A 14,241-nucleotide genomic window follows, 5' to 3' on the forward strand; every position below is an offset into this window, starting at 1 on the left:
CCCGGCTCCTACAAATCCCTGGCCCGGTAAGCCCCCGGCGTCAGCCCGGTCCACTTCTTGAATGCCCGGTGAAACGCCGAGGGCTCGGAAAACCCCAATTGCTCGGCGATCTGTTGCAAGGGCAAGTCGTTGCGGCCCAGGTGATAAATGGCAATGTCGCGGCGTAGCTGGTCCTTGAGTTCCTGAAAACTGGTGTTTTCTTCACGCAGATGCCGACGTAGCGTTTGCGGGCTGATATGCAGGTGCTCAGCCACGGCCTCCAGGTCCGGCCAGGGGGAGCGGTCGCGACTGAGCAGGCGTCGCAACTGGCTGCTCAGGCTATGGCCGTCGTCCGGGCGCGATAACAGATCGGCAGGCGAGCGTTCAAGGAACTGCTTGAGCGTGCGTTCGTCCTGTAGCAGTGGCATGTTCAGGTAGCGGCCGTGGAACAGCAGGCTGCTTTGATGTGCCGAAAACTCGAGCGGGCACGAGAACAGCAGCTCGTATTCGGCGCCATGTTCCGGTCGCGGGTAGCTGAACGTGGCGTGCTCCAGTCGAATACGCTGGCCGATCAACCAACTGGCGAAGCGATGCCAGATCACCAATAGACATTCGCTGAGGAAATGTTCCGGGTCCCAGAGTTGCGAATCGTCCAGACTCAGTCGAATCATTTCGTCTTCGCGGGTCAGCGTCAGGCGCGGGGCGTCCGGGAAAAGGCTATAAAACAATAATCCGCGATGCAGTGCCTTATCCAGATTGCGGCAATGGATCACGGCATGACACATCATCGCGAAGCTGCCGGGTTTGCTGATGCCTCGGCCGAAACCCAGGTACTCGTCGTCCAGCGCGAGCCATAGTGCCTGTATCAGCCGGGTGAACTGTTCTGGAGGAATGCGCGCTCGAGGCTCGTCGAGCAGCTCGGGGCTGATCCCCACTTGCTGCAGCAGTATCGAATAATCGTAGCCACGCCGTTGCGCGCCACCGAGGGCGGCACGGGCGAAATGACTGGCAATGGTGCGTTCGCGCATAGAGGCAAGTCCGTCCATAGAACGACGGATGGTAGCCGCGCTGCATGGGCATGAACAAGGCGGATATCCGCCAGATTACAGGATGTGATTCGACGACTGGGCGGAAATCCGCCACTGCGCAGTTGTCGTGTGTTGACCCGCACCAACCTGCAACCCTTGATGCCAAAAGGCTTTCAGGCTTTTCCTACAAGGTGGCACGAGCCTTGCGATAGAACCCGTAGATGCCTGCCGTCGCGCAGCTCGAAAAAACAAATCCCTCCAGTGCAGGAGGGTTCGCAATTGAGTTGGGGTGGGCAACAGTCGGATGTTGTCGCCGCGCACTCTTGAGGAACTTTGCAATGACGACTCGTCAGCCACTGTACAAATCCCTGTATTTCCAGGTGATCGTTGCAATTGTCATCGGTATTTTGCTCGGTCACTTCTATCCACAGCTCGGTGTGGCCGTAAAACCGCTGGGTGACGGGTTCATCAAGCTGATCAAGATGATCATCGCGCCGATCATCTTCTGTACCGTCGTCAGCGGTATCGCTGGCATGCAGGACATGAAGTCGGTCGGCAAGACCGGCGGTTACGCATTGCTGTACTTCGAGATCGTTTCGACCATCGCGCTGCTGGTGGGCCTGGTGGTGGTCAACATCGTCCAGCCGGGTAACGGCATGCACATCGACGTGACCACCCTGGATGCCTCCAAGGTTGCCCAGTATGTCGCTGCTGGCGCTGACCAAAGCGTCATCGGCTTCCTGCTCAATGTGATTCCGTCCACCATCGTCGGCGCATTCGCCACGGGTGACATCCTGCAAGTGCTGATGTTCTCGGTGATCTTCGGTTTCGCCCTGCATCGCCTGGGTGCCTACGGCAAGCCGCTGCTGGACTTCATCGATCGTTTCGCCCACGTGATGTTCAACATCATCAACATGATCATGAAGCTCGCGCCGATCGGTGCCTTCGGTGCCATGGCCTTCACCATTGGTGCCTACGGTGTCGGCTCGCTGGTGCAACTGGGCCAGCTGATGGCCTGCTTCTACATCACTTGCCTGCTGTTCATCCTGATCGTGCTGGGTTCGATTGCCCGCCTGCACGGCTTCAGCGTGCTGAAGATGATCCGCTACATCCGTGAAGAACTGTTGATCGTGCTGGGTACTTCCTCTTCGGAGTCGGTGCTGCCGCGCATGCTGATCAAGATGGAGCGTCTGGGGGCGCAGAAGTCCGTGGTTGGCCTGGTGATCCCGACCGGCTACTCGTTCAACCTCGACGGTACGGCGATCTACCTGACCATGGCGGCTGTGTTCATTGCCCAGGCCACCGACACCCACATGGACATCACCCACCAGATCACCTTGCTGGTGGTGTTGCTGCTGTCTTCCAAGGGCGCTGCGGGCGTTACCGGTTCGGGCTTCATCGTACTGGCGGCGACCCTGTCCGCCGTCGGCCACCTGCCGGTTGCCGGCCTGGCGCTGATCCTGGGTATCGACCGCTTCATGTCCGAAGCCCGTGCACTGACCAACCTGGTCGGTAACGCCGTTGCCACCATCGTCGTGGCGAAGTGGGTCAAGGAGCTGGACACCGACGTTCTGCAATCCGAGCTGGCGTCTGGCGGTCGCGGCATTGCCGACGAGCCTAAAGACGATGTTCTGGGCCACGTCGAAGAGGTAGCCCCGACCAACGCCAGGTAAGTCTTGTTGAATGAAAAACCCGCTTCGGCGGGTTTTTTCATGCCCGGGATTTGAGCACAACGGTCATTGCATGTGGCGCATAAGGTGATTGCTGCAAAGCGCTTGGCTGCCTAGGCTGGGGCATCATCCAGGGAGAATTCTCATGCTCGGTCCACTGGCATCACTCAAGGTACTGGATTTCTCGACACTGCTGCCGGGTCCGTTCGCTTCGCTATTGCTGGCGGACATGGGCGCCGAGGTGCTGCGCATCGAATCACCCACCCGCATGGACCTGCTGCGCGTGCTGCCGCCCCACGATCAGGGCGTTTCGGCCAGCCATGCCTACCTCAATCGCAACAAACGCAGCCTGGCCCTGGATCTCAAGCAGCCCGAAGCGCTGGAAGTGATCACGCAATTGCTGCAGGACTACGACATCGTGCTGGAGCAGTTCCGCCCCGGCGTCATGGAGCGATTGGGGCTGGGCTATGAGGCCCTGAAAGCGATCAATCCCCGGCTGATCTATGTTTCGATCACCGGTTACGGTCAGACCGGCCCCTACAAGGACCGCGCCGGCCATGACATCAACTACCTTGCCCTGGCCGGGCTTGCGAGCTACAGCGGACGCGCCGACAGTGGCCCGCTGCCGCTGGGCATGCAGGTGGCAGACATCGCCGGTGGCTCGCTGCACGGGGTCATCGGCCTGCTGGCGGCCGTGATCGCACGCCAGTACAGCGGGCAGGGCCAGCATCTGGACGTGAGCATGACCGATTGCGCGTTCAGCCTGAACGCCATGGCGGGTGCCGGGTACCTGGCTTGTGGGATCGAACCGGGTCGGGAAGACCAGGTGCTCAATGGCGGCAGCTTCTATGACTATTACCGCTCCCAGGATGGGCGCTGGTTGTCGGTGGGCAGCCTGGAACCGGGGTTCATGAAACAGTTGTGTGTGGCGCTCGGGCTGGAGGAGTGGGCGAGCCTGGGGTTATCTGCGCAGCCTGCACAGCAACGCCAGCTCAAGGAGGCGTTGAAGACTGAGTTCGAAAAGCATGACTTCGCCGAGTTGTGCGCACTGTTCGCCGAGCTCGATGCGTGTGTCGAGCCGGTCTTGAGCCTGGGTGAGGCGGTGCGGCATCCGCAGTTGCAGGCGCGGGAACTGGTGGCTGAAGTGCCGCGGGGGGATGGTTCGAGTCAGGCGCAGATGGCTTGTCCATTGAAGTTTTCAAGCGGGTTGCCGGAGCCCAGGCATATTGGCGCGGCGCTGGGGCAGCATACCGATCAGGTGTTGGGGGAGTTGGGGTTTGGTGTAGAGCGGATTGAGGAACTTCGGCGTGCCAAGGTAATTCTCTAGCGCCTGTCAGGCCGCCATCGCCAGCAGGCTGGCTCCCACAATGGATCTTCCCCTGTGGGAGCCAGCCTGCTGGCGAAGAGGTCGACCCAGACACCACAAATCTCACTACTCGATGCGCATTTCCCCACTGAACACCAAGGTGTTGCGACACCGCCGACACAAATACCGCCGCCCCTGCCGCACCAAACCATGACGCTGCGCCGAGAACGGGAAATCGCTGTCGGCGCACGGGCACTTGTAGATGTAGCGGGTGACGCTGCGGCGTTTGACGTCGTAGGTGTGGCAACGGTTGGGGGGCAATTCGTACACGCCGCGCATGATCAGTTGCCACTCTTCGCCATGGGGCTGGATGCGGTCACCGAACAGTTGATGGGCGATCAGGTGCGCGACCTCGTGGGCGACGGTCTGCTTGAGAAAATCTTCGGTGTTTTCCCGGTACAGCTGCGGATTGAAACGCAGCAGGTTCTCGTGCAGGTGCGCGACACCGGCTTTTTGCCCGCGCAGCTTGAAGCTCACCACAGGACGTTTGAAAGGTCGTTTGAAAAAGGATTCGGCTTGTTGAAAACAGTCTTCGACGCGGGTATTGAGTTGCTCGGGCATGCTTGATGGATCTCCAGAGCAGTCCAGTATGCCGCAAGCCCGGTGCCTTGCGAATCTGCGAAGCGCCGAATGGTCTTCGGCGCTCTTGTGGCGCGGGCATTAAAAGGCCGCCTTGCGGCGGCCTGTGTCGGCAGATCTGATTTTTTTGTGGTGAGTGTTAATTGGTATAGACCGGCCCCACGCCGAGTCCCCAGACAATCACGGTGAACGCCATGATGGCGACCAGCACCACCAGGCCTACGGCGAGCACCGAACTTGAAAACAGAAAGCCCTCGTCAGATGGAATGTTCATGAAGGTTGGCAGCCCCACATACAGCAGGTAGACCGTGTAGCAGATGGCCGCAGTGCCAACGACCATCCCCAGCCACAGGTGGGGGTACAGGGCCGCCAGGCCGCCGATGAACAGCGGTGTAGCGGTATAGGTTGCGAACGCGATGCAGCGTGCCAGGCTCGGATTGGCGTCATAGGTGCGGGCCATCCAGTGGATGAACGCACCCATTACCGCTACGCCGCCAAGCATCGCCAGGTACGACATGACTGTCATCCATAGTGCGCTTTCCACGGTCAGCATCACCGGGGGGCGATTGCCGATGACCCAGCCCACCTGCGTAGTCCCGATAAAGGCCGATACCGCCGGTATCGCCGCCAGGATCAGCGTGTGGGTCAGGTACATGTGGCTGATACTTTCTTCCTGATCGCCACGAATCTCTTTCCATTCTTGGTCAGGGTGGGTGAAGAGCCCCACTACGTGATGGATCATGCCAGTCACTCCTCTTGTTTTTACCGTCGCCCCCCAGTGGAGCGCCCTACGGGCCAATGTGGCCAAGTAAGTAATAGGTCTGTATGTGATTGCGACCTTATGACGCAGTATAGGAAGGTCTTAACCCCACAGGGGGTAGGGCTTAGAGCAAATTGCGCTGTAAAGCACCCGGGTAATCGCTGTTGCATCTGTAGGGCACGCGATCCGTCGGGGTACTTCGTTCCTGATGGGTTTTTGCGTAAAATGCGCGCCTTTCGTCACACCTCACGGATTTCGCGTCATGGGCACTCTTACGGTCAACCAGAACAAACTGCAAAAGCGCCTTCGCCGACAGGCCGGTGAGGCGGTCGCCGATTTCAACATGATTGAAGACGGTGACAAGGTCATGGTCTGCCTGTCCGGCGGCAAGGACAGCTACACCATGCTTGATGTGCTGATGCACTTGCAGAAGGTCGCGCCGATCAAGTTCGAGATCGTGGCCGTGAACATGGACCAGAAACAGCCGGGTTTCCCCGAGCATGTGCTGCCGGCCTACCTCAAGGAACTGGGGATCGAGTACCACATCGTCGAGAAAGACACCTACTCGGTGGTCAAGGAGCTGATCCCGGAAGGCAAGACCACCTGCTCCCTGTGCTCGCGCCTGCGTCGCGGTACGCTCTACACCTTTGCCGACGAAATTGGCGCGACCAAGATGGCTCTCGGCCATCACCGCGACGACATCGTCGAGACGTTCTTCCTGAACATGTTCTTCAACGGTTCGCTCAAGGCCATGCCGCCGAAATTGCGCGCCGATGACGGGCGCAACGTGGTGATCCGCCCGTTGGCCTACTGCAACGAGAAGGACATCCAGGCCTACTCGGACCTCAAGCAGTTCCCGATCATCCCGTGCAACCTCTGTGGCTCCCAGGAAAACCTGCAGCGCCAGGTGGTCAAGGAAATGCTGCAGGATTGGGAGCGCAAGACCCCCGGCCGTACCGAAAGCATTTTCCGCAGCCTGCAGAACGTGATCCCGTCGCAACTGGCGGACCGCAACCTGTTCGACTTCACCAGCCTCAAGATCGACGAAAGCGCCGCTTCGCGTTTCGTCAATGTGGTCAACCTCTAAACCCGATTACTGTGGGAGCCAGCCTGCTGGCGATGGCGGAGTGTCAGGCGCTTCATTGTTGTCTGACACCGCTTCATCGCCAGCAGGCTGGCTCCCACAGGTTTTGTCACCAGTTGGCAGTTCATTTTTCAATCCTCAGGAGAGGGCATGCGCGATTACAAGTGGCTGAACGAATACTGTCTGAACCGCTTCGGTTCGGCCGCTGAACTGGAAGCCCATCTGCCCCTGCCCAAGACCCCGGCGCAATTGCGCAAGATCAGCGATGACCGCTACCTCTCGACCATGGCATTGCGGGTCTTCCGCGCCGGGCTCAAGCACAGCCTGGTGGACGCCAAGTGGCCAGCCTTCGAAGAAGTGTTTTTCAGATTCGACCCGGAAAAAGTCGTGCTGATGAGCGCCGAACACCTGGAACGGCTGATGCAGGACACGCGGATCATCCGCCATCTGGGCAAGCTCAAGAGCGTGCCGCGCAATGCGCAGTTCATTCTCGACGTGGCCCATGAAAAGGGCAGCTTCGGCGCGCTGATTGCCGATTGGCCAGTGACCGATATCGTCGGGCTCTGGACCTTCCTGAAAAAACGCGGCCATCAGTTGGGCGGCCTGTCAGCGCCGCGATTCTTGCGCATGGTCGGCAAGGACACCTTTGTGCCGAGCTATGACGTGGTGGCGGCGTTGAATGCGCAGAAGATCGTCGACAAGGTGCCGACCAGCTTGCGCGACCTGGCGTTGGTGCAGGAAGTGTTCAACCAGTGGCATGAGGAAAGTGGCGGGCGGCCGATGAGCCAGATCTCGATGATGCTGGCTTACACCGTCAATCATTGAGACCGCGTGGCTCCAATCGCCAGCAGGCTGGCTCCCACATTGGATCTGTGCAGGACACAAGTCCCCTGTGGGAGCCAGCCTGCTGGCGATTGCATTCTGTCAGGCGACGGAGATCTCGCCCTCGCCAGCCAACTTGCGGTTCAACTGATACCGCCACCGCACATACAACAGTGCCGAACAGAACACCGCCAGGCTTGCGGCCATCTCCAGCACACCGAAGAACTGCCGGTTCGGGTCATAGGCGGCCAATGCGCCCTTGATGAAATACAGGTTCACCACAAAGCACATCCATGAATGCCCCCGGGCATTGCCGACAATCATCCCCGGCGCGAGCAGCAACAACGGCACCAGCTCGATCAGCAGAATCACCCACGGCCGCGCACCGTGCAGGTCAGCGACCATCAGGTAGTAAACGCAGAGCAATCCCACCAGGCCAAGGAAACACAGCAGGCTGATGACGCGCATGACCCGAACCCGTGGCTCAAGCCATTCGATAGCGGGCAGGACCTTCGGCTTCTTGGCCACCCTCAACCCTCCAGTTTCTGAGCAGTCTTGGCCAAGCGCATACCGAGTGCACGACACAACGCCACTTCGTGGGTATCCAGGCCGCTTTTGCCATCGGCACCGGCATGATGGCTGGCGCCGTACGGCGTGCCGCCGCCCTGGGTTTCCAGGAGTGCCGACTCGCTGTAGGGCAGGCCGGTGATCAGCATGCCGTGGTGCAACAACGGCAGCATCATCGACAGCAGGGTGGTTTCCTGCCCGCCATGCAGGCTTGCGGTGGAGGTGAACACACCGGCAGGCTTGCCGACCAGGGCGCCGGTCAGCCACAGGTTGCTGGTGCCGTCGAGGAAGTACTTGAGCGGCGCCGCCATGTTGCCGAAGCGGGTCGGACTGCCCAGCGCCAGGCCTGCGCAGTTCTTCAGGTCATCGAGGCTGGCGTAGAGCGCGCCTTCGTCCGGGATATCCGGGGACACGGCTTCGCATTCGGTGGAAATCGCCGGTACCGTGCGCAGTCGGGCTTCAAGGCCGGCCTGTTCGACGCCACGGGCAATCTGCCGGGCCATTTCATTGGTCGAACCGCTGCGGCTGTAATACAGCACCAGAATGTACGGCGCACTCACGGCAACAGCTCCAGGACCTGCTCTGGCGGACGGCCGATGATGGCCTTGTCGCCGACTTCGAGGATCGGTCGCTCCATCAGTTTCGGGTGGGCGGCGATGGCGGCGATCAACTGCGCCTCGCTCAGGCTGCTGTCGGCCAGGTTCAGGGTCTTGTATTCGTCTTCGCCGGTGCGCAGCAGTTGCCGCGCACTGATCCCGAGTTTGCCCAGCAGGCTCTGGATTTGCGCGGCGTCCAGCGGCGTTTCCAGGTAGCGGAACACCGTCGGGGTCAGGCCGCGGGCTTGCAGCAGTTCGAGCGCACCGCGGGATTTCGAGCAGCGCGGGTTGTGATAAAGCGTCAGATCGGTCATGAGCGGGTCGCATCTTGCGTAAGGTGGCGGCTATTCTAACTGGGCAGCGCCTAATCCTGAACCTTGGCAGGCGACGGGTCGCAGGCGCTTTCAATTTTTGACAAGGAACACGACATGACAAGGCGACTGGCAGCGGCATTGACGATTATCGGGGCGTTGATGCTGGGGGGCTGCGGTAACGACTACGGGATCGATCAGAACGGACAGAAGGTCGCCGCCGAGCGTCTGGACGGCAAATGGCTGGTGATCAATTACTGGGCGGAATGGTGCGGCCCGTGCCGCACCGAGATTCCGGAGCTGAACACCCTGGCCGAGCAGCTCAAGGACAGGAAGATCGGCGTGTTCGGGGTCAACTTCGACAACGTGCAGGGCGAAGAGCTGAAAAGTGCCAGCGAGAAACTCGGGATCAAGTTCACCGTGCTGGCGCAGGACCCTTCCGAGTTGTTCGAATTGCCGCGCAGCGAGGCGTTGCCGGTGACCTACATCATCGATAACAAGGGCAAGGTGCGGGAGCAGTTGATGGGCGAGCAGACGGCGGCGGGGGTGGTGGCCAAGCTCGAAGCATTACAGGCGAAAAATTAGGCGGGTGGCAACGACAAACCGTGTAGGAGCTGGCTTGCCAGCGAAGAGGTCCGACAGTCCAGCGAAATGGTCAAAGACGCCTTCGCCGGCAAGCCGGCTCCTACAGGTTTAGAGGGGATCAACCCTCTTCCAGCCACCAGCGCAGCGGCTTGCCTTCGGCAGGCCAGAAACGCATCTGGTCGATGGACGAGACATCCCAGCGCTGCACGCCTTCCAGTGCCTGGAGGAAGCGTTTTTCCTGCTCCATCAGGGCCGGCGCACAGAGTTTGCGGGTGCTGCCGATCTTGCCGAAGCTCAGCTTGTGGCCTTCCAGGGTGTACGGCGCGAACCAGTGGTTGCAGCCGCCGTTACCGTAGGCGCGACCGTCCTCACCCAGGGTGATGGTCAGGTGGCTGTAATCCATCAACGGACGCTCGCCGATCCACTCCAGGATGTAACTGCGGTTTTGTTCAAGTTGCACTGGTTCGGCGGCGCAGCCCACCAGGCTGGCACCGACCATCGCGGTCAGGGCGAGGCGTTTCATCACGCAGGCTCCTGGCATTTGGGGCACAGGTGCTTTTCGCCAACGGTGGTCCAGCCCAACTCGGCAATCCGCGCGGTGGCGGCAGGCTTTTCAGCCTTGTTGCCAAGCTTGGCGTCCACGGCGAACTCGAAACTCAGTTCTTTGGCGCAGCTGTCGCAATTCACCTGCCAGGTATGGATCGCCAGTTCGCCGAACACCGGGCCACTGGCCACCGCGACCCATTGGCCAGGAGGGTTGATCAGGTGGCGAACCGTTTCGACGGTCAGGCGCATGGACAAGTCCTTGGCGCCCTTGAGGGTCACGACCAGCACGTCGTTATTACGAATCGAGCCGCCGTTGCCGGTGACTTGATAACGCCCCGGCACCAGGGCGCGGCATTCGGTGAGGGTGTGTTGCGGGTTCATCAGGGTGTAGCGGAAATCGTGTTCGACCATGGGTCCTCCAAATATGCGCGATATGCTAGCACGGGCTTACGCGAAGCATGCCGCAGGCATATGACCTTCGATCAGGTTCAATCACCATCGACCTGATTCTCTGGCGACCCGGCCGCCCACGCCGCGATGTTCTGCAAGGTGGTCGCGGCAATCGCCCCCAGGGCTTCGCGGGTCAGGAAGGCCTGGTGGGCCGTGACGATCACGTTGGGGAAGGTCAGCAACCGCGCCAGTACATCGTCCTGCAACGGCAGGTCGGAACGGTCCTCGAAGAACAGTTGGGCTTCCTCTTCATACACATCCAGTCCCAAATAACCCAGTTGGCCGCTCTTCAAGGCATCGATCAGCGCCGGGGTGTCCACCAGGCCGCCGCGGCCGGTGTTGATCAACATGGCGCCTGGCTGCATGTGCGCCAGGGTCTGGCGGTTGATCAAATGCTTGCTCTGGGCATTGAGCGGACAGTGCAGGCTGATGATCTGCGACTCGGCCAGCAACTGCGGCAAGTCCAGGTAGCGGGCGCCAAGGGCTTCGACCTGGGGATTGGGGAACGGGTCGTAGGCCAGCAACTGGCAGCCGAACCCGTGCATGATTTTCGCGAAAGTCGCGCCGATCTGCCCGGTGCCGACCACGCCGACGGTCTTGCCCACCAGGTCGAACCCCGTCAGCCCGTGCAGGCTGAAATCGCCTTCGCGGGTGCGGTTGTAGGCGCGGTGCAGGCGGCGGTTGAGTGCCAGGATCAGGGCGACGGCATGCTCGGCCACGGCGTGGGGCGAATAGGCCGGGACGCGCACGATCGCCAGCCCCAGGCGCTTCGCCGCCGCGAGGTCGACATGGTTGTAGCCGGCCGAGCGCAGGGCGATCAGGCGTGTGCCGCCTGCGGCCAGGCGTTCGAGCACCGGGGCGCCGAGGTCATCATTGATGAAGGCGCAGACCACCTCGTGATGCTCTGCCAGCGCCACGGTGTCGAGGCTCAGGCGTGCCGGCTGAAAGTGCAGCTCGATACCGGGCGGCAGGTGGGCGGCAAGAAAGCTGTCGCGGTCGTAGGTCTGGCTGCTGAAAAGTATCGTGCGCATGTGGTCCTCCTGGAATGTGCATCAGGCGTTGATGCGCGCCTGGGCCGCCAGGCGATTGATCGCCCGGTCGAGGTCTTCAAGTGCGCCAAAGGCCTTCGGGTCTTTCTGCTTGAGCAGGGTTTCACTGCGTTGGCAGGCGGCGCGCAGTTGCGGTACGCCGCAATAACGGGTCGCGCCGTGCAGGCGATGAACCCGCTCGATCAGGGCGTTGTGGTCGTTGCTTTGCTGGGCCTGGCGGATGGCTTCACGGTCGGCTTCCAGCGACGCCAGCAGCATTGCCAGCATGTCGGCGGCCAGATCGGCCTTGCCGGCAGCCAGGCGCAAGCCTTCTTCGTGATCGAGCACCTGCAACTCGTAGGTGCTGCCGTGGCTGTCGCCTGCGCGGTCCGGTGTGTGGTTGCGCAGTGCCAGCCCGCTCCATTTGAGGACCACCTGCGCCAATTGCCGCTCGCTGATCGGCTTGGTCAGGTAATCGTCCATGCCGCTTTGCAGCAAGGCGCGTTTTTCGTTGGCCATGGCATGCGCCGTGAGGGCTACGATCGGCAGCGGCGTGCAATGCCGCTCGCTTTCCCATTGGCGGATCGCCTCGGTACTTTGGCGCCCATCCATGCCGGGCATTTGCACGTCCATCAGCACCAGGTCGAACGTCTCGTTCTGCACCGCCTTGATCGCCGCATAACCGCTTTCCACGGCGAGCACCTTGGCGCCCATGTCTTCGAGCAGGGTTTGCACCAGCAGCAGATTGGCCGGGTTGTCGTCGACGCACAGCACCTTCGGCGCGCGGCTGGACACCGGCTCGCTGGCTTCGCTGCGCAACTGCCGCGGGTTGACCAGGTCGGACAGCGCACGCCGCAGCTTGCGGGTGCAAGCCGGTTTGGCCTGGAGCTGGCTGTGGGGGTTCGGCACCGACAGGTGGAACAGCGTCTGTTCGGTGGTGGGACACAACACCAGCACTTTGCAGCCCAGGTGCTCGAGGTCCCAGATGTGCTGGTTGAGGCGTTCCGGTGGCATGTCGTTGCTGGTGATTCCGAGCACCGCGAGTTCGATCGCCTGATCGGTCTGATGCGCGCCGGTGACGCCGTTCGCCAGGCTTTCCAGGGTAGTGAACGGGGTGACGTCCAGGCCGCAGTCTTCCAGTTGATGCTGCAACGCCTGGCGCGCCAGCTCATGGTTTTCCAGCACGGCGATCCGCCGACCGAGCAGCGGCGCGCTCGGCAGGTCTTCGGCATCGTCGCGGGCCTTGGGCAGGTTCAGGCTGATCCAGAACTCCGATCCCTCGCCCGGGGTGCTATCGACACCAATCTCGCCCCCCATTTGTTCGATCAGGCGCTTGGAGATCACCAGCCCCAGGCCGGTGCCGCCGGGTTGCCGCGACAGCGAGTTATCGGCCTGGCTGAAGGCCTGGAACAACGCGCGCACATCCTGGCTCGACAGGCCGATGCCGGTGTCCTGGATGCTGATGCGCAGTTGCACGCTGTCTTCGTGTTCTTCCTCGAGCATGGCCCGGGCGACGATGGTGCCCTCGCGGGTGAACTTGATCGCGTTGCTGACCAGGTTGGTCAGGATCTGCTTGAGCCGCAACGGATCGCCCACCAGCGACAGGGGCGTGTCGCGATACACCAGGCTGATCAGCTCCAGCTGTTTGGCGTGGGCTGCGGGGGCGAGAATGGTCAATGTGTCCTGCAGCAGGTCGCGCAGATTGAACGGAATATGGTCGAGCACTAGCTTGCCGGCCTCGATCTTCGAAAAGTCGAGGATCTCGTTGATGATGCCCAGCAGGCTGTCGGCAGACTTTTCGATGGTGCCCAGGTAATCGAGCTGGCGCGGGGTCAGTTCACTTTTCTGCAGCAGATGGGTGAAGCCAAGGATGCCGTTGAGCGGCGTGCGAATTTCATGGCTCATGTTGGCCAGGAACTCGGACTTGATCCGGCTCGCCTCCAGGGCTTCCATGCGCGCCAGGTCGAGTTCGATGTTCTGGATCTCGATGGTCTCGAGGTTCTGGCGCACGTCCTCGGTGGCCTGGTCGATGCTGTGTTGCAGTTCTTCCTGGGCATTCTGCAGGGTGCCGGCCATGCGATTGATGCCGGAGGCCAATTCATCCAGCTCCTGGCTGCCCAGGGGCGGCAGGCGGGTTTCCAGGTGACCGTCCTTGAGTTGGGCCACGGCCTGTTTGATCTGGGTCAGCGGCCGATTGATCGTGCGGCCCATGCGCAAGGCCAGTAGCGCCGCGCCCCCGAGGCCGGCGCCGATCATCAGCAGGCTGGCGAACAGGCTGCGGTAGCCACGCAACAGCATGCCATTGTGGGACAGCTCGAGTTCGACCCAGCCCAGCAGGCGGTCGGCTTCATCGGGAATCACGTCGCCGGCCAGGTTGCGGTGTTTGCCGAACACCGGCAGCAGGTAACGCGTGGCTTCACTGCCACTGCGGCGCAGCATTTGCGAACCTTCGCCCATGGGCGCCTGGGTCAGCATGATCGGCCCGGCGTGGGCCAGCGGCGTGCGGTCCGGGGCCAGGAAGGTCACGGCGCGCACGTCCGGCTGTTCCAGGGACTGGGTGGCGATACGTTCCAGCAGTTCGTTGTTGTTGTGGCCCATGGCGGGCGCCACCAGCGGCGCCAGTTGCTCGGCGATCATTTCGCCGCGCTGCAGGAGTTGGGTCTGCAGGTCCGATTGCTGCATCCAGGTGAAATAGCCGCCCAGGACCAATGCCATCAGGCTGGTCGGCAGCAGCGTCAGCAACAGCACGCGGCCTTTGATTCCCAGTTTCGTCAGCACGCCTCTCTCCTGCAACCGGCTATTTATAGGGCAGCGCATGCGTCCGGCACGCGCCACTTGCGCAGTGTAGCGATTTGCACGCGGGCGATCCT

At 61.4% G+C, this 14,241-nt stretch carries 15 protein-coding genes; 5 read left to right on the top strand and 10 right to left on the bottom strand.

Annotated elements, in window-relative coordinates; genetic code table 11:
- Window positions 1-8 precede the first annotated feature (8 nt).
- Complete coding sequence (locus ACM6I6_RS22635; RefSeq protein WP_414920740.1) at window positions 9-1,007, bottom strand: AraC family transcriptional regulator ligand-binding domain-containing protein; 999 nt, start codon at window positions 1,005-1,007, stop codon at window positions 9-11.
- Between the two features lie 338 nt (window positions 1,008-1,345).
- Here ACM6I6_RS22635 and ACM6I6_RS22640 point away from each other — a divergent pair, with 338 nt between their 5' ends.
- Together ACM6I6_RS22640 and ACM6I6_RS22645 are read left to right on the top strand one after the other, a co-directional pair.
- Window positions 1,346-2,680, top strand: a complete 1,335-nt coding sequence (locus ACM6I6_RS22640; protein WP_274072904.1) for a dicarboxylate/amino acid:cation symporter — start codon at window positions 1,346-1,348, stop codon at window positions 2,678-2,680.
- A gap of 142 nt (window positions 2,681-2,822) precedes the next feature.
- Complete coding sequence (locus ACM6I6_RS22645) at window positions 2,823-4,004, top strand: CaiB/BaiF CoA-transferase family protein (protein ID WP_323608131.1); 1,182 nt, start codon at window positions 2,823-2,825, stop codon at window positions 4,002-4,004.
- A 105-nt stretch (window positions 4,005-4,109) separates the two neighbouring features.
- Here ACM6I6_RS22645 and ACM6I6_RS22650 read toward each other — a convergent pair whose 3' ends face one another.
- Both ACM6I6_RS22650 and ACM6I6_RS22655 read right to left on the bottom strand, forming a co-directional pair.
- Window positions 4,110-4,604: a SprT family zinc-dependent metalloprotease gene (locus tag ACM6I6_RS22650; protein ID WP_274072906.1), complete on the bottom strand. Its 495-nt coding sequence runs from the start codon at window positions 4,602-4,604 to the stop codon at window positions 4,110-4,112.
- Window positions 4,605-4,761: 157 nt separating this feature from the next.
- Window positions 4,762-5,364, bottom strand: coding sequence for a Yip1 family protein (locus ACM6I6_RS22655; RefSeq protein ID WP_008054814.1), 603 nt, complete (start codon window positions 5,362-5,364; stop codon window positions 4,762-4,764).
- 280 nt (window positions 5,365-5,644) lie between these two features.
- Between ACM6I6_RS22655 and ttcA the strand changes: the two genes are divergently transcribed.
- Both ttcA and ACM6I6_RS22665 read left to right on the top strand, forming a co-directional pair.
- Window positions 5,645-6,469, top strand: coding sequence for a tRNA 2-thiocytidine(32) synthetase TtcA (gene ttcA / locus ACM6I6_RS22660; RefSeq protein WP_090324525.1), 825 nt, complete (start codon window positions 5,645-5,647; stop codon window positions 6,467-6,469).
- A gap of 147 nt (window positions 6,470-6,616) precedes the next feature.
- Entirely contained in the window at window positions 6,617-7,291 is a 675-nt protein-coding gene (locus ACM6I6_RS22665; protein WP_323608132.1) for a DNA-3-methyladenine glycosylase I, read from the top strand.
- A 99-nt stretch (window positions 7,292-7,390) separates the two neighbouring features.
- On the opposite strand, the gene ACM6I6_RS22670 is transcribed toward ACM6I6_RS22665, so the two are convergent.
- Genes ACM6I6_RS22670 through arsC form a run of 3 tightly spaced genes read right to left on the bottom strand, consistent with a single transcriptional unit; the run spans window position 7,391 to window position 8,765 of the window.
- A complete protein-coding gene (locus tag ACM6I6_RS22670) occupies window positions 7,391-7,816 on the bottom strand; it encodes a DUF2069 domain-containing protein (protein ID WP_274072908.1) in 426 nt (141 codons plus the stop codon).
- Window positions 7,817-7,818: 2 nt separating this feature from the next.
- On the bottom strand, window positions 7,819-8,415 hold the full coding sequence (wrbA, locus tag ACM6I6_RS22675; RefSeq protein ID WP_273919074.1) for an NAD(P)H:quinone oxidoreductase: 597 nt from the start codon (window positions 8,413-8,415) through the stop codon (window positions 7,819-7,821).
- The gene (gene arsC / locus ACM6I6_RS22680) at window positions 8,412-8,765 is read right to left on the bottom strand and encodes an arsenate reductase (glutaredoxin) (RefSeq protein WP_414920741.1); all 354 of its coding nucleotides are present in this window, start codon (window positions 8,763-8,765) and stop codon (window positions 8,412-8,414) included. The genes wrbA and arsC overlap by 4 nt, the downstream gene beginning before the upstream one ends.
- Before the next feature lie 114 nt (window positions 8,766-8,879).
- Between arsC and ACM6I6_RS22685 the strand changes: the two genes are divergently transcribed.
- The gene (locus ACM6I6_RS22685) at window positions 8,880-9,347 is read left to right on the top strand and encodes a TlpA family protein disulfide reductase (RefSeq protein ID WP_274072910.1); all 468 of its coding nucleotides are present in this window, start codon (window positions 8,880-8,882) and stop codon (window positions 9,345-9,347) included.
- Window positions 9,348-9,465: 118 nt separating this feature from the next.
- Here ACM6I6_RS22685 and ACM6I6_RS22690 read toward each other — a convergent pair whose 3' ends face one another.
- From ACM6I6_RS22690 to ACM6I6_RS22705, 4 genes are all read right to left on the bottom strand, one after another.
- On the bottom strand, window positions 9,466-9,870 hold the full coding sequence (locus ACM6I6_RS22690) for an META domain-containing protein (RefSeq protein ID WP_274072911.1): 405 nt from the start codon (window positions 9,868-9,870) through the stop codon (window positions 9,466-9,468).
- On the bottom strand, window positions 9,870-10,304 hold the full coding sequence (locus ACM6I6_RS22695; RefSeq protein ID WP_020799714.1) for a hypothetical protein: 435 nt from the start codon (window positions 10,302-10,304) through the stop codon (window positions 9,870-9,872). The genes ACM6I6_RS22690 and ACM6I6_RS22695 overlap by 1 nt, the downstream gene beginning before the upstream one ends.
- Before the next feature lie 77 nt (window positions 10,305-10,381).
- Complete coding sequence (locus tag ACM6I6_RS22700) at window positions 10,382-11,374, bottom strand: 2-hydroxyacid dehydrogenase (protein WP_414920742.1); 993 nt, start codon at window positions 11,372-11,374, stop codon at window positions 10,382-10,384.
- 21 nt (window positions 11,375-11,395) lie between these two features.
- The gene (locus tag ACM6I6_RS22705) at window positions 11,396-14,149 is read right to left on the bottom strand and encodes a response regulator (protein ID WP_323608136.1); all 2,754 of its coding nucleotides are present in this window, start codon (window positions 14,147-14,149) and stop codon (window positions 11,396-11,398) included.
- Between the last annotated feature and the right edge of the window lie 92 nt (window positions 14,150-14,241).

It is taken from the genome of Pseudomonas sp. IT-P218 (assembly GCF_949767605.1).
Classification (GTDB): domain Bacteria; phylum Pseudomonadota; class Gammaproteobacteria; order Pseudomonadales; family Pseudomonadaceae; genus Aquipseudomonas; species Aquipseudomonas putida_AE.

Coding starts and splice junctions, on each gene's coding strand:
- ACM6I6_RS22635 (WP_414920740.1), bottom strand. CDS start 1,007: ATGCGCGAACGCACCATTGCCAGTCATTTCGCCCGTGCCGCCCTCGGT.
- ACM6I6_RS22640 (WP_274072904.1), top strand. CDS start 1,346: ATGACGACTCGTCAGCCACTGTACAAATCCCTGTATTTCCAGGTGATC.
- ACM6I6_RS22645 (WP_323608131.1), top strand. CDS start 2,823: ATGCTCGGTCCACTGGCATCACTCAAGGTACTGGATTTCTCGACACTG.
- ACM6I6_RS22650 (WP_274072906.1), bottom strand. CDS start 4,604: ATGCCCGAGCAACTCAATACCCGCGTCGAAGACTGTTTTCAACAAGCC.
- ACM6I6_RS22655 (WP_008054814.1), bottom strand. CDS start 5,364: ATGATCCATCACGTAGTGGGGCTCTTCACCCACCCTGACCAAGAATGG.
- ttcA (WP_090324525.1), top strand. CDS start 5,645: ATGGGCACTCTTACGGTCAACCAGAACAAACTGCAAAAGCGCCTTCGC.
- ACM6I6_RS22665 (WP_323608132.1), top strand. CDS start 6,617: ATGCGCGATTACAAGTGGCTGAACGAATACTGTCTGAACCGCTTCGGT.
- arsC (WP_414920741.1), bottom strand. CDS start 8,765: ATGACCGATCTGACGCTTTATCACAACCCGCGCTGCTCGAAATCCCGC.
- ACM6I6_RS22685 (WP_274072910.1), top strand. CDS start 8,880: ATGACAAGGCGACTGGCAGCGGCATTGACGATTATCGGGGCGTTGATG.
- ACM6I6_RS22690 (WP_274072911.1), bottom strand. CDS start 9,870: ATGAAACGCCTCGCCCTGACCGCGATGGTCGGTGCCAGCCTGGTGGGC.
- ACM6I6_RS22695 (WP_020799714.1), bottom strand. CDS start 10,304: ATGGTCGAACACGATTTCCGCTACACCCTGATGAACCCGCAACACACC.
- ACM6I6_RS22700 (WP_414920742.1), bottom strand. CDS start 11,374: ATGCGCACGATACTTTTCAGCAGCCAGACCTACGACCGCGACAGCTTT.